A 13,385-nucleotide genomic window follows, 5' to 3' on the forward strand; every position below is an offset into this window, starting at 1 on the left:
TCCTCCTTAGTTTTGTGTTAATGCCTGGTTAATAATCTTGCTTTGTGCTGCCTTGTGGAAGCTAGGAACTCCTCCTGCTGGTGCAGCTCTCCTAGGTCGGCTAATTACACGTAATGTTTGATCATCTTTCAACAGATCCCGTAAATAGTCATCTACGAAATCCCATGCCCCCATGTTTCTCGGTTCCTCTTGTACCCATACAATTTCTTTCACGTTGGGTAATCTATCTAATTCGGCTTTCAAGTCTTTCTGTGGGAATGGATAAAGCTGTTCGACTCGTAAGATTTGGAGCCAATCATAATTCTCTTTCGACTCGGACATCTCTTCTTCAATATCGACCATTACTTTACCGCTTCCGATTAGAAGACGTGTAGCTTTTTCACGATTCGGCTCAAAATTCGGTTGCTGGCGCAGCGGCATGAATTTACCTTCTGAGAACTCTTTCGCCTCCGCTCCCATTCTTGGATTTCGAATCATACTACTCTTCGGTGTCATCATCACTAATGGTCTAGCTTCATTACGGCCTCTTAGCGCAGCTTGTCTGCGTAAAATATGGAATAGCTGTGCAGATGATGTGACATTTGCAATAATCCAGTTATTCTCTGCAGCAGATTGAAGGAAGCGCTCCAACCTTGCACTTGAATGCTCTGGTCCCTGTCCTTCATAACCATGCGGAAGAAGCATGACCATATTGGACTTTTCTCCCCATTTCGCTCTTGCGGAAGAAATGAACTGATCAAAAATGACTTGCCCAACGTTTGCAAAATCTCCAAACTGAGCTTCCCAGATTACTAGTGTATCAGGTGAATAGACACTATAACCATATTCGAATCCAAGTACTGCAGCCTCTGAAAGCGGACTGTTACGGACATCAAACGAAGCCTTCGCATCCTTTAAGCCATGGATCGGGCAATATTTTTCGTTTGTATTAACATCATGCAGGACAATATGACGATGCGCAAAGGTTCCTCGTTCCGTATCCTGTCCGGTAATACGAATCGGAATACCGTCATGGATGATGGAAGCAAATGCCAGTGCTTCTCCTGCGCCCCAGTCGAGTACATTGCGATCTTCAAGCATTTTTGCACGACGGCTTAAAACTCGTTCCGTTTTTCTAAAGCCAGTGAATCCTTCTGGTCGTTCCAGCAATTGTGTGTTTAGTTCCTTCAATACGTCCTCGTCCACTTTTGTCTCATGGCCATCCAGTCCATTCAACAGATACTCTGGCATCGTTGGTGGTTCTGGTGTACCGATTTCCGTTTCACTCATGTTGCTGTAAATTGAGTATAACTCATTATAGATTTCTTTCTGTAATTCCTCATATTCACCTTGCTCAATCGTTCCTCTTTCCTCCAGACGTTCAGCAAAGATTTTTGCCACTGGCGGATGATTATCAATTTCTTTATATAATTTCGGTTGGGTTGTCCGCGGTTCGTCCATTTCGTTATGACCGTGGCGACGGTAACCAACGAGATCAATAAGAAAGTCTTTCTTAAACTTCTGACGATATTTCCAAGCAATTTTAACCGCAGAAATACAAGATATCGGATCATCCGCATTCACACGGATAACCGGCACTTCAAATCCTTTCGCCAAGTCACTTGCATAACGTGTCGAGCGTCCATCTTCCCTATCTGTTGTATAACCGACTAGGTTGTTCGCAATAATATGCAAGCTTCCTCCCGTATTATATCCCGGTAGGTTGGATAAGTTGAGCGTCTCTGCAACGACACCTTCTCCAATGAAAGCTGCATCCCCGTGAATAAGTACTGCGACCGCTTTATTCGAATCCCTTTTCGGGTATCCTTTTTCTGAACGATCATCTTGTGCGGCACGTGCAAATCCTTCGACTACCGGATTAACAAACTCCAAATGGGATGGATTATGCGCTAATGTAATTTTCGTTTTTACTTCTTTATCGCTCGGATATGCTTTCGTTGCTCCGTAGTGATATTTCACATCATCCGTCCAGCCATAGCTAATGGATTGAGAGCCTTCTGAAGGCATTAATTCCTTATCGGATGAATAATTGAATTCCGAAAAAATCTTATCATATGGCTTACCAAGTACTTTCGCCAGGACAGCGAGTCTACCACGGTGAGCCATTCCCATCATGATATTTTCAATGCTTTCCTGTGTCGCATAATTCACGATTTCATCAATCATCGGCACCATCACTTCAAGCCCTTCAATGGAGAAACGCTTTTGTCCGACAAACGTTCTGGAAAGGAAGTTTTCGAACCCTTCCACATCAACGAGACGTTTCAATAATCGTTTTCTTTCATCGTCTGTCGGTTCAACCCTCGCATTTCCGGATTCTATTAAATTGATAAACCATTCTCTCTCTTCATGATTGTTAACATGCTCATATTCAAATGTAATCGTTCCTGTATAATATTTCTTTAAACGTTCAATAACTTCCAAACCATTATCCACACCAGCTGGTGCTTTATCCCATAACCATTTAGCCGGAATCGCTTTTAAATCTTCATCTGTTAAATCATACGTGCTCGAATCTAAAAATTTATCACCTTCACCTTTATAGCCGCCGACAGGATAAATATCAGCTTCAGTATGCCCATAACGACGAATAGCCTCAACATATTTCAAAGCTGAGGTGATTTTTTTCATATCTACGTCATTTACTGCTTCGGTTCCTGCCTGTGCCGCAGTACCGCTATCTCCGTTATACAGCCATGAAGGTGCTCCATATGTATTGAAAATTTCTTGAAGTGAAGCTTCTACTGCTTCACTGTTCTCCTTATACAATTCGTATTGTTCTTCGATATACCCCCTGTTTGGTCCGTAAATCTGTCGCCAAAATTGTTGTGCAGATTCCCCATTTTGTATCACTTTTGATACCCCCATTGAAGTAATATTGCCCGTCCTTGTAAACGGTTAATATTTTTGTAAGGACGGTTATGCATCCCACCTATAAATATACATGAAAATAATGCGACTTACAACGATTCAACCTTAAAAAAACAGAATAGAATCAATGATAACCCTTACATTCCACTAGTAACTTAAAAGCAGGTGATATCTGACAATTTAGGTTGGTAGTTCACAATTCAAGTTGAATCCGTTATAATAAAATCATATAATAATTATTGTGTCAGGGTCATATAGCTGAAGGAGGACTTTTCAATGAAATTAGCATTAATTATGGGAGTTGTCATTACATTCCTCGTTTCCTGTTTCACATCTGGTTATGAAGCAAAACCAGGAGTACCTAGAAATAATCAGTAACTTAAAAAACCGTCATCGATTTTTAGATGGCGGTTTTTTCATATTTAGACTAATCCTCGGAATTGCTGTTGTCTTAGCGCTTCATAAATAATGATTGCCGCTGTGTTCGACAAATTGAGTGAACGCACTTTATCATTCATATGGATCCGAAGACAACGGTCTTCTTTGCCTGCAATTAACTCTTTTGGTATACCGGTCGATTCCCTGCCGAACACAAAGAAAATATCCTTTGTTGTATTGCTAAAATCGTAATCCGTATAATGTTTCGTACCAAAGTTCTCGATATAATAAAATTCAGCCTCTGGATATATTTCAAATAGCTCTTCAATCGATTGATGTTCAGCAACATCCAGGTGCTTCCAATAATCAAGCCCAGCCCGGCGCAACATTTTATCATCTGTCGAAAATCCAAGCGGATGCACAAGATGCAACTTCGTATCGGTTGCGAGACACGTTCTCCCTATATTACCTGTATTTGCAGGAATCTCTGGTTGGTATAATACGACATGTAAACTCACTTTTCTATCTCCTTAATTTCTAAAACTTGTTCAACTTTTTCATTATAGCACGCTACTCTCCAATCCGGAAAAATTTATATTGAATATTCGGTGTCCAAGCAGCCGAATCCTCATAAGTCCAGTAGCGATTTCTGCTGTTATTCGTATGGGCATTCACAAGCGGCATGCCATTTGCATCCTTATTTACAACAATCGTATTATGATCCCAGCGCCCATCTCCCTCAAAATCATAACAGATCACATCCCCTAGCAGCAGCTCTTCTGGACTTTGTAATTCCTTCCCCTTAAGTCCCGATGTCGAGCCACTTAAATACCAGCGCAGCGAATGAGCAACTGCCCAACTGAAGCTCCAACTATTGCCTGTATACCACCAACCACGTTCTCGCACTGGGGCACCGCGCATCGGGGCTCCTCCAGCAAGCAAGCACTGAGAAATATAGTTCGTGCAGTCATCTTCAAATACACGGAAATCTGGATTATGGCTATTCCACCAACGTTCAGCATAGCGGACCGCTTCTCTTCTGTCATAGACAAAATCCTGTCTCACGCCACCTGAATCTTCCAACGATAAATTCGGACTTTCTTTCGCTGGCTGCTCCCTTGGAATTTCCTCATGTTTTATTATTTTTCCATTTTTCAGTTCCATACGATAAGAGATAAGCTGTTCTTCCAAATGATAATGCTCTTTTTGTTTTATTAAAAAACTAATATGGAGCAAATATTCCTGCAAGGTTTTATCATCGAATCGAAATTTACGAAACAGTTCACCTCTCCCACTAACTTTAACGATACTTGCCTTTTCCCTTTCCCATAAAGCAAGTTTTCGCTGCCACCATTCTGGCTGTTCTGTTTCATTCGAAAAGACTCCAAGCCAATATTCCTTAAGTGAATACATAAAAATCGCCCCCATTAAAGTATATGGGAGCATGCTTGTACCTATTTCTATCACTGTTTATCACGTATTAACGGTCTGTAAATCCCCAACCTCTAAACAAGAGGGAAAAACAAAATGTTAAGGTAGGGCTATACAGTCCATAAATATCTGATTCTGTTCAACTAACATTCAGTGGGGGTATGGATGCCCACTGAATGAAGTTTAACTTTATGCTCGCAATTCGAATTCTAGACCTTTTTCCATTTCATAAAGTACTTGTTCATCTTCTTCCGTCTGCATTGCCTCCCTGATCGCTTCGTGGGCTTCACGCGTTGCAATTTTACCGAGAGACCATGCAGCTGTTCCACGAATCACTGGTCGTGGGTCCTCTTTCATTACGATCGTTATTTCTTCAACGGCCGTTTTATCTTTATAATGGGCAAGGGCAAGCAGTGCATTCCGCTGGAGTGGTTTCTTGCCACGCCAGGCTCCAGATAAATGACCAAACTTTTCCTTGAATTCTCTGTTGGAGATTCGTAGCATTGGTTTTAGTTTCGGCTTCGCGATTTCCGGGTCCGGTTCTAATTCCGGATGGATATGGAAATCGACTCCTTTATTCCAAGGACAGACTTGCTGACAAGTATCACAACCGTAAATCCGGTTCCCGATTTTATCCCGGAAAGGTTCTGGTAAAAAATCTTTCGTTTGGGTAAGGAACGCAATACAGCGCTGAGCGTTCAGCTGTCCACCCTGAATGAGCGCCCCTGTCGGGCAAGCATCCATACAGATTGTACAATCTCCGCAGCTATCTGTGACCGGCTCATCCGGTATGAATGGCAGATTTGTGATTACTTCACCAAGGTAAACGAAGGAACCAAACTCTTTCGTAATAATGGATGTGTTCTTTCCACTGAAACCAATGCCTGCTCGTTCTGCGACTGCTCGGTCGGAAAGTTCCCCAGTATCGACCATCACCTTCGTATTTGCCTCTGGAACCTTCTCTCGAATAAATTCAACAAGCTTTTCCAACCGGTCGCGAAGTACAACATGGTAGTCTACACCCCAAGATGCTCGTGCAAAGATTCCTCGTCTTTCTTCTCTTGTACCGCGGATTTGATTTTTAATTCGGCTCGGGTAAGCAATTGCGATAGAGATGATCGACTGGGCTTCTGGAAGCAGGCGTGTGGGTTCAGTCCGTTCTTCTATCGTGCCTTTTTCAAATCCGGATTGGTAATTTAGCTCTTGCTGCCGGCGCAACCTTTCTCGGAGTTCACTGAACACATCGGCAGAAGCAAATCCAATCTTATCAATCCCAATTTCCTTGCTATATTCAATAATTTCCTGTTTCAATTCATCTATCCTCACAACGACCACCTCCTTCATCCCATAATAGTTTTCTTATTTTATCACGTATTAACGGTCTGTAATACCCCCATCCCTAAACAGAAAGGAAACCAATATGTGGAAGATGGGGATATACAGTCCGTAAATACCTGATTCTGTTCAACTAACATTCAGTGGGGCTAAGCCCCCCCACTGAATGAAGTTTCACTTTATCACGTATTAACGGTCTGTAATACCCCCACTTAATGTTTTCACTTTATCATTGAAACAATGCTCATTTCAACACATTGAATAGATGTTGCATATTGTAAAAATCCTTCTTGCAATCCACAGCACCCATTAAATATTACAACATAAAAACGCAGCGCCTCGAAACCATTGCATTTACGAGACACTGCGTTAATCACATATGTATGGAGCGGGTGAAGGGAATCGAACCCTCATCATCAGCTTGGAAGGCTGAGGTTTTACCACTAAACTACACCCGCAAACAAGATTCGTTTTTTAACGACAAATATTATTATAACAACAATGTAAAAATAAATCAAGTTAAATTTTATTTTAAGTTAACCTTTTCATCTAATCGGCATAAAATAATTATAGAAATTCGATTAAATTATTTCATTTTATTTAGATGGAACCATTTACATTTAAAAGTAAAACCGATAGACTAGGAATAAATTTGTAATACAGAAGGGTGAGTTTTCCGATGACTGTCTATCCAATCGTATTTGCACAAGGTTCTTTTATGCATAAAGATAAATTAAATTATCCCTTTGAAGAAAGAGGTTTGCAATTTGGGGATGGAGTATATGAAGTAATTCGAATTTATCAAGGGAAATATTATCTCCTTAATGAACATATCGATCGGCTTTATCGTTCCCTCTCTGAAATTAAATTAAGTTTTCCGTATAATAGGAAAGACTTTATTCACACACTTGAAGAGCTGCTTAAAAAAAATGAAATGAAAACAGATGGAAAAGTATATTTACAGGTTACGCGCGGATCAGCTCCAAGAGACCATGTTTTTCCAGACAATATTACACCGAATGTCTATGCGTATCTCGAACCAGCGAAACGAAATGTGGAATTGATGAAGCATGGTGTTCCCGTTATTACAATGCCGGATATCCGTTGGAGTCATTGCCATATTAAAAGCTTGAATCTTTTACCAAATTTAATGGCTAAACAGGAAGCGAAAGAACAAGGTTGTTTTGAAGCGATTCTTCATAAGGACGGTACCGTAACGGAATGTAGTGCTTCAAACGTATATTTTGTAAAAAATGGTAAGATCTATACTCATCCAGCAACGAACGCCATCCTTCATGGATGTGTCCGTTTGGCAGTGGAGCGCTTTGCTGATGAGTTGGGGATTCCTTTTATTGAAGAAGCTTACCATGTAGGCGATATTAAAGATGCCGATGAGGTTTTCCTATCAAGTAGTACAAACGAAATCACACCGATTATTAATGTGGATGGTCACACGATTCATAATGGTTCCTCGGGGCCAATTACGAAGCAGATTCAACATGCGTATGCCGTCGATGCCGGTATTGAACCAGTGAGCCAGCCGATGCAGGAGCAATAAAAACATCAGAATGAAGATCTACAGCTTTTCCTATTTGGGAAAGCTGTATTTTTATTAGGATTCACTCATCTTTCCAATTGATTCGAAATACGAAATAGTTTACGACAATCTTACATTATTAGAAAAAGTCAGCTTCTTAAGACTTCCGCTGTCCGATCGAACAGGGATAACAACTCTTCATTACGTTTAAGCACAATTCTTACACTTCCATTTTAAGAGAAAAATAATTCGCTAAAATATTTTTGAATGATTAAAAAGAAACCCCAACCCATAATTCCAAATAAAATAGCTACTGATAGATGAACAGAATGTTTAAGTGCCTAGCTTTACTGTTATTTGGATCACCGATTATTTTTCCCATTATTCCACAAACATATCTGTTACTTCTAAAGAAATTACGAAGACGGTGTAATAAACGATCCTTGACAATGTTCAAAAATCCATATTCCGACAGCTAGTCTTATGAGGAAGCGGAAAATTCATCAAAAGTGATAAGCAGGGTGCAATTCAAAATGTATTGGAATACTTTTACAGTAACTACATGGTTACTTACGATTATGGAGAGGTTAGTTTACTGGAAGAAGGCTTTTCACGCACTTCATATTGTAGCGAAAATATTATAAAGTAATTGAGACAAGATATGAATCGGATAGTTCTGAAAACAAACGATTAATAGTGCGTGTGGTTGATCAATTAACTAAACACTATGATCCAGTTTTTCCGAGGTATGCTAAAAAACTACAAAAACTAGTTTATAGTAAAGAGAAGAAGTAGGTATTTCCCAGTTATGCTACGGTATATCGTCAATCCTTTTAACCCAGTTGTAATTCTTTCTTGAGAGGCTTTATCTAATTTAGTGATGAATTTAACTGCAGATTTATGATAAATCAACTTGTAGTCCGAATTCACGCTTTGCATCTGTATCCTTCTTCGCTTTCTAACTGCTTAACTTCTTCTTTAGTCAACGATTCATTATCACTTTCTAATTCATCAATCTTTTGCCATGGTTTGGGCTTTTGTTTCTTCGAGCGTTCAATCAAAAATTCTATAAAATCAAGGGTTGCTTTCTTATCTTCATTGCTTAAGGAATCCAGCATTCGATATAAATCTTCCTTATGAATAGCCATTTCTTCCACCACCTTTATTTCAAGCATACTCTTATTTATACTATAACCATTTTCAACAACAGTTTAACCATTTACAGATTATATCTATGCCAATTGTAACAATGAAGCAAAATCAACCTGATAATAAAAGACGTCATTAACTATTGGTTGATACAAAATAAAATGCCACTTATAGATGAACAGAATATTTAAAAACCATATAAATTATCAACAGCATTGCAATTGTTGTGCTGGAATCCCTGCTATTATCACCCTGCCTGTGAATTCATTAATCGGCTTTGCAGATTCTCCTTGTACAGATAACTAAATTATAATGAATATGATGGTTAATAGTAAAGTTGCTATAATCCCATCATATATCGGAAATCGGATATTAGGCAATATTCTCATTAAAAGTGTTGAACTTAATATTAGAATTATTCTTTAATTCTATGATATAATAGCGGCACAATATAATATAGGAGCTGATAATGATTGGAAACAACCGCATTTATCCTCGAAAGAAAACCCTCATACACCGACCACGACCGCCTATTTAAAGAAGTCATTCAAGTCTTTTTTCAAGATTTCATGGAAGCCTTTTTTCCCGAAGTGTATGAGCATATCAACTTTTCTACTGTAAGTTTTCTAGATCAAGAGGTTTTCACCGATATCTTAAAAGGTGAAAAACGACGCATTGATATACTTGCAGAAGTAAAAATTAAAGGAGAGGACACGATTATCCTTATCCATGTCGAGCCACAATCATACTATCAAGAGGAATTTAACGAACGTATGTTTATCTACAATACCCGTCTCTACGAAAAATACCGCAAACCGATTCTACCGATTGCTGTTTTCAGTTATAATGAAAAGAAGGAACTGCCTACACAGTTTAGTATCGATCTACCAACCATCCGCATCATTGACTTTCACTTTCAACAACTTCATTTAATTAATAAAAACTGGCGTAAGTATATTAAGATGACAAATCCGATTGTAGCAGCATTCTTAAGTAAGATGAACTATACGGAAAAAGAACGTATACAAGTGAAATTAGAATTTCTCCGCATGGTCTCTCGAATGGAATTAGACCCTGCGAAAATGGAATTAATCTATGGATTTTTCGAAACCTATTTAAAGCTAAACGAGAAGGAGGAAAAGCAAATGCATGAGGAAATTAACAAGCTTCCACGTGAGGAAGCGGATCGTGTGTTAGAGTTGCCAAATACTTATCGGGATCAGGGAAGAGCGGAAGGAATAGCACAAGAACGAAAACATATTGCTTTAAATATGCTTAAAAAAGGGATGTCAGACGAAGAAATTGCCAATATAATTGGTATAACCGTAAGTAGAGTTAGACAGTGGAGAAAAGAGCTACAGTAGTTAAAGGATTATTAATAAATTTAAGGCGTGTAAAAAGAGGATAGATGCCTTTGCATCCTATCCTCTTATCGTCGTGTTATTTAGTTTTTCACTTTTCATTCATAACTTCTACAAATTGCTTGAGAAATTCATTAATCTCTTCTGTCGTGGTTGTAAGCGGCGGTAATATCCGTAAAACATGCTCGCCTGCGGATAATGCAAGTACATTTTTCTCCCTAAGAGCAGTAATGTACGTTCCCGCTCCTTTTTCCATTTCAAGGCCTATAAGTAGGCCTTTTCCTTTTACTTGTTTAATTTCCGGATATATTTCTTTCAACTCATTTAACTTGCTGAAGAAATATTCACTTAACATTTGCACATGCTCAGATATTTTATCTGTTAGCATCGTCTTTACCGTCGCATAACCCGCCGTAGCTGCAAGTGGATTTCCACCAAAGGTACTGCCATGCGTTCCTGGTGTGAACGTTGCTGCCACTTTGTCCTTCGCCAGCACTGCACCGATCGGAAAACCAGAACCAAGCCCTTTCGCTAGCGTAATGACATCCGGCTCAATCCCAAATTGTTCGTAAGCAAAGAGTGTGCCGGTTCTTCCCATTCCCGTCTGAATTTCATCCAGCATGAGTAGAATATTGTTTTCCTTACAGATTGCTGCAAGTTCTGTCACCCAAGCCTGCTGAACGGGATTCACTCCACCTTCTCCTTGGACAAGTTCAAGGAGAACAGCAGTTGTTCTGCCATTATGAATTTCTTGCAGTGCTTCTATATCATTATAGGGCAAGTAACGGAAACCTGGCGCAATCGGTGTAAAGCCCTTATGAATCTTTTCCTGCGCCGTTGCTGCAAGTGTCGTCCCTGTTCTTCCATGAAAAGATTGTTTGAAGGTGACAATTTCCGTCCGTTCTACATTCCCCTGATCTTTCGCATACTTCTTCGCTAATTTGATCGCTGCTTCATTCGCTTCTGCTCCACTATTAGAGAAAAATGCAGCGTCAAAAATACTATTCTCTGTTAAGATGGTTGCGAGCTTTTCTTGAATCGGAATATGATAGAGATTCGATACATGCCACAATGTATCCAGTTGTTCCTGTAACGCTGCTTGCACTTGAGCTGGAACATGACCGAGGTTACATGTGGCGATACCTGAAGTATAGTCCAAATATTTCTCTCCTGAATCACTCCAGACGTAGCTTCCCTTCCCTTTTACAATCGTTAATGGAAAGCGCCCGTACGTATTCATTACGGCAGACTTTGTTGTTTTGCTTAATGTATTAGACATGCTGGACCTCCCCGATCACAATCTTAGTCCCGACACGTTTCCCTGCAATATAGGATTTTAAATCTTCAGGTGTCAGTCCGTTTAAAATTACGGATTCTTTCACACCGCCGTTAAGTGCCTTTAGAGCGGAATATACTTTCGGAATCATGCCGCCATATATGATTCCCGCTGAAATTTTTGCTTCAATTTCCTTTTTCGTCAGTTGTCGGAGTAATACCTTTTCTCCTTGAATCTCTTCCAATACTCCTGGAATATCACTGATTAAAGCAAGCTTAGCCTGTAAACTTTCTGCTACTGCCGCTGCTGCCGTGTCCCCGTTAATATTGTAATGCTGACCCGATTCATGAATACCGATCGGAGAAACAACCGGGATTCCACCATTTTCAATAATTAACTTGAGCCAATCTTCATTTACTTCTTTCACTTCTCCGACATAGCCTAGCTTCCCTGAAGAATCCTTTGGTATCACTTTTAATAGTGCAGCATCCACTCCACTTAAACCAATTCCCGTACCACCGCTTTGTTGGAGCTTCGATACGATTTGTTTATTCACACTTCCACTTAAAATATGTTCAACTACTTCGAGCACTTCTTTCGTCGTCACTCGCAAGCCATTTACAAATTCACTTTTTACATTCATTTTTGTCAGTGCCTGATTAATTTCCGGTCCCCCACCATGCACGATAACCGGATGGATTTTTCCGCTTCTTTTTAATTGAACAACTGTTTCAAAAAAAGCTGTCGGAAGTTTCTTCAAAATACTGCCGCCAACTTTTAAAACAATAATCTCCATTTTATTTTCTCACCTCACGTTCGATAGGAAGCATTGATTTTCACATAGTCATAGGTTAAGTCACAACCCCATGCCGTTGCTTCCCCCGCCCCATTTTGTAAATCAACATGAATCGTTACCATTTCTTGCTGTAAATATTCTGTTCCCGCTTCTTCATCAAAGTCGATTGGTAAACCATTTTCTACAACTTGTAAATCTCCAAGAGCAATGGAAACTTTATCGACTTCAATCGGCTGTTCACTATAACCGACGGCACAGACAATCCGTCCCCAGTTCGGGTCTGATCCGTAAACAGCAGCTTTTACTAAATTCGAGGAAATGATTGCTTTAGCAATTTCCCCTGCCGCTTTGTCTGTTCCGGCACCTTTCACTTGCACTTCGATAAGTTTCGTTGCCCCTTCCCCGTCTTTTGCAATCTGCTTCGCTAAATCTTGACTAACATATTGCAATCCATTAAGAAATAGATCCCAGTCCGGATGAGATTCATTTAATGTTTGGTTTTTCTGTAATCCATTTGCAAGGACTAGGACCATATCATTTGTACTGCAGTCCCCGTCAACGGTAATCATATTAAAAGATTTATCTGTCACCTGGCGTAAACCTGCCTCAAGGCTTGACAGCTCCACGGCAGCATCGGTTGTAATAAAGGAAAGCATCGTTGCCATATTTGGCGCAATCATCCCAGAACCTTTTGCTGCTCCCGAAATTGTGACCAGCTTCCCGTCAATTTCAACTTCGACTGCTGCGTATTTTGTTACCGTATCTGTCGTCAAAATTGCGGACTCAAACCGTTCTGCACCTTGGTTCTCCGCTTCATCCATCCAATTGATCCCTTTGTATAGCTTTTCCATAGGAAGTTGCACACCGATGATTCCGGTCGAAGCAACAGCAACGTGATCTACTTCGACCCCCTTTTTCTCGGCAACTAACTTTTGGGTTTCTAATGCATTCTTCTCTCCTTGTGGCCCTGTGACCGCATTCGCGTTTGCAGAGTTTACAACAAGAGTCTGAATTTTTCCGGTTTTATCTAAGCTATTTTTTGTCACTTGCAACGGAGCAGCTTTAAATGCGTTTAATGTATAAACGCCCGCCGCTGTCGCTGGTACTTCGGAATGAATCCAGCCGAAATCAAGCTTTGTTTTCCGGAGGCCGGTATGGACGCCCCCCGCCTGAAATCCTTTAGGTGTCGTTACTTTGCCATTTTCCAATATTTTTATTTGTTTTTCCTTTACTGAAGTCATTTGTAAAATC

At 40.1% G+C, this 13,385-nt stretch carries 10 protein-coding genes and 1 tRNA gene; 2 read left to right on the forward strand and 9 right to left on the reverse strand.

The genetic code is table 11. From position 1 onward, the window contains the following. Nucleotides 1-6 precede the first annotated feature (6 nt). From WKU33_RS14315 to WKU33_RS14335, 5 genes are all read right to left on the reverse strand, one after another. Nucleotides 7-2,853 (reverse strand): 2-oxoglutarate dehydrogenase E1 component, encoded by a 2,847-nt coding sequence (locus tag WKU33_RS14315; protein ID WP_340455274.1) that lies wholly within the window; start codon nucleotides 2,851-2,853, stop codon nucleotides 7-9. A 440-nt stretch (nucleotides 2,854-3,293) separates the two neighbouring features. Next, a complete protein-coding gene (trmL, locus tag WKU33_RS14320; RefSeq protein ID WP_156854695.1) occupies nucleotides 3,294-3,767 on the reverse strand; it encodes a tRNA (uridine(34)/cytosine(34)/5-carboxymethylaminomethyluridine(34)-2'-O)-methyltransferase TrmL in 474 nt (157 codons plus the stop codon). A 52-nt stretch (nucleotides 3,768-3,819) separates the two neighbouring features. Continuing rightward, on the reverse strand, nucleotides 3,820-4,662 hold the full coding sequence (locus WKU33_RS14325; RefSeq protein ID WP_340455276.1) for an amidase domain-containing protein: 843 nt from the start codon (nucleotides 4,660-4,662) through the stop codon (nucleotides 3,820-3,822). Nucleotides 4,663-4,869: 207 nt separating this feature from the next. Next, entirely contained in the window at nucleotides 4,870-6,024 is a 1,155-nt protein-coding gene (queG, locus tag WKU33_RS14330; protein WP_445321706.1) for a tRNA epoxyqueuosine(34) reductase QueG, read from the reverse strand. 375 nt (nucleotides 6,025-6,399) lie between these two features. After that, nucleotides 6,400-6,473: transfer RNA gene (locus tag WKU33_RS14335), tRNA-Gly, on the reverse strand. Between the two features lie 221 nt (nucleotides 6,474-6,694). Between WKU33_RS14335 and dat the strand changes: the two genes are divergently transcribed. Beyond that, nucleotides 6,695-7,573, forward strand: a complete 879-nt coding sequence (dat, locus tag WKU33_RS14340; protein WP_336252765.1) for a D-amino-acid transaminase — start codon at nucleotides 6,695-6,697, stop codon at nucleotides 7,571-7,573. A 905-nt stretch (nucleotides 7,574-8,478) separates the two neighbouring features. On the opposite strand, the gene WKU33_RS14350 is transcribed toward dat, so the two are convergent. Next, entirely contained in the window at nucleotides 8,479-8,727 is a 249-nt protein-coding gene (locus WKU33_RS14350; RefSeq protein WP_336252766.1) for a hypothetical protein, read from the reverse strand. 447 nt (nucleotides 8,728-9,174) lie between these two features. Between WKU33_RS14350 and WKU33_RS14355 the strand changes: the two genes are divergently transcribed. Then, nucleotides 9,175-10,065, forward strand: coding sequence for an Rpn family recombination-promoting nuclease/putative transposase (locus tag WKU33_RS14355; RefSeq protein WP_232334295.1), 891 nt, complete (start codon nucleotides 9,175-9,177; stop codon nucleotides 10,063-10,065). A gap of 88 nt (nucleotides 10,066-10,153) precedes the next feature. Here the strand turns inward: WKU33_RS14355 and WKU33_RS14360 are convergent, their stop codons facing one another. From WKU33_RS14360 to argJ, 3 genes are read right to left on the reverse strand one after another with little or no spacing between them, the layout of a single operon-like run. Continuing rightward, nucleotides 10,154-11,341: an acetylornithine transaminase gene (locus WKU33_RS14360; protein WP_340455280.1), complete on the reverse strand. Its 1,188-nt coding sequence runs from the start codon at nucleotides 11,339-11,341 to the stop codon at nucleotides 10,154-10,156. Further along, a complete protein-coding gene (gene argB, locus WKU33_RS14365; protein ID WP_156854707.1) occupies nucleotides 11,334-12,134 on the reverse strand; it encodes an acetylglutamate kinase in 801 nt (266 codons plus the stop codon). The genes WKU33_RS14360 and argB overlap by 8 nt, the downstream gene beginning before the upstream one ends. Before the next feature lie 14 nt (nucleotides 12,135-12,148). Next, nucleotides 12,149-13,375: a bifunctional glutamate N-acetyltransferase/amino-acid acetyltransferase ArgJ gene (gene argJ, locus WKU33_RS14370; RefSeq protein WP_336252767.1), complete on the reverse strand. Its 1,227-nt coding sequence runs from the start codon at nucleotides 13,373-13,375 to the stop codon at nucleotides 12,149-12,151. Nucleotides 13,376-13,385: the final 10 nt, after the last annotated feature.

The sequence above is a fragment of the Oceanobacillus sp. HCA-5259 genome (assembly GCF_037892815.1).
GTDB classification, from domain to species: Bacteria; Bacillota; Bacilli; order Bacillales; family Amphibacillaceae; genus Oceanobacillus; species Oceanobacillus indicireducens.

What these genes read in the sequence shown, in the direction of transcription:
- argJ (WP_336252767.1), bottom strand. Translation starts at nt 13,375, where the DNA reads ATGACTTCAGTAAAGGAAAAACAAATAAAAATATTGGAAAATGGCAAA.
- argB (WP_156854707.1), bottom strand. Translation starts at nt 12,134, where the DNA reads ATGGAGATTATTGTTTTAAAAGTTGGCGGCAGTATTTTGAAGAAACTT.
- WKU33_RS14325 (WP_340455276.1), bottom strand. Translation starts at nt 4,662, where the DNA reads ATGTATTCACTTAAGGAATATTGGCTTGGAGTCTTTTCGAATGAAACA.
- queG (WP_445321706.1), bottom strand. Translation starts at nt 6,024, where the DNA reads ATGAAGGAGGTGGTCGTTGTGAGGATAGATGAATTGAAACAGGAAATT.
- WKU33_RS14350 (WP_336252766.1), bottom strand. Translation starts at nt 8,727, where the DNA reads ATGCTTGAAATAAAGGTGGTGGAAGAAATGGCTATTCATAAGGAAGAT.
- WKU33_RS14360 (WP_340455280.1), bottom strand. Translation starts at nt 11,341, where the DNA reads ATGTCTAATACATTAAGCAAAACAACAAAGTCTGCCGTAATGAATACG.
- dat (WP_336252765.1), top strand. Translation starts at nt 6,695, where the DNA reads ATGACTGTCTATCCAATCGTATTTGCACAAGGTTCTTTTATGCATAAA.